At 63.0% G+C, this 403-nt stretch carries 1 protein-coding gene; it reads right to left on the bottom strand.

Annotated features, from left to right (window positions below):
- Nucleotides 1–403 (bottom strand): phage terminase large subunit (locus tag Q8G36_RS28680; RefSeq protein ID WP_305275356.1); only part of this gene is annotated, 403 nt, incomplete at both ends.

Below are 403 nucleotides of genomic sequence, written 5' to 3'. Positions count from 1 at the left end.
CGGCACGGACCAGGCCGCCGCCGATGAACTGCATGTCGCTCTCGGCCTCGTAGTCGCCTTCCCAGATATGGCGATAGCGGTCTTCGTCCCCGGCCAGATCGAGCAGGCGTTCCTTTTCAAGCTCGGGTCCACGGAACGGGTTGTCGGACCAGTTGGCCTTGACGACCGTCCGCTCGGCGTCGAAGCGCGGGTCTTGTCGCAGCATCACGTCGATGGGGTCGGATCGCTTGCGGGGGTTCCATGTCGCCCAGATTTGCGAACCGGGTTTGCGGATGGTCGGGCGCAGCAGGTCAAGCGACCGTTGCGTGGCCGTCTGGGCTTCCTCCCACCACGCGATATCGAAGCCTTCCAGCGACTTGATGTTGTCCGCGTTCATGTCGTTCATGCCACGGAAGATGATGAC

It is taken from the genome of Peribacillus frigoritolerans, assembly GCF_030676415.1.
Classification (GTDB): Bacteria; Bacillota; Bacilli; order Bacillales; family DSM-1321; genus Peribacillus; species Peribacillus frigoritolerans_A.
The sequence above is the reverse complement of the archived record's forward strand: the minus strand, read 5'-3'. Positions and strand labels throughout refer to the sequence as shown.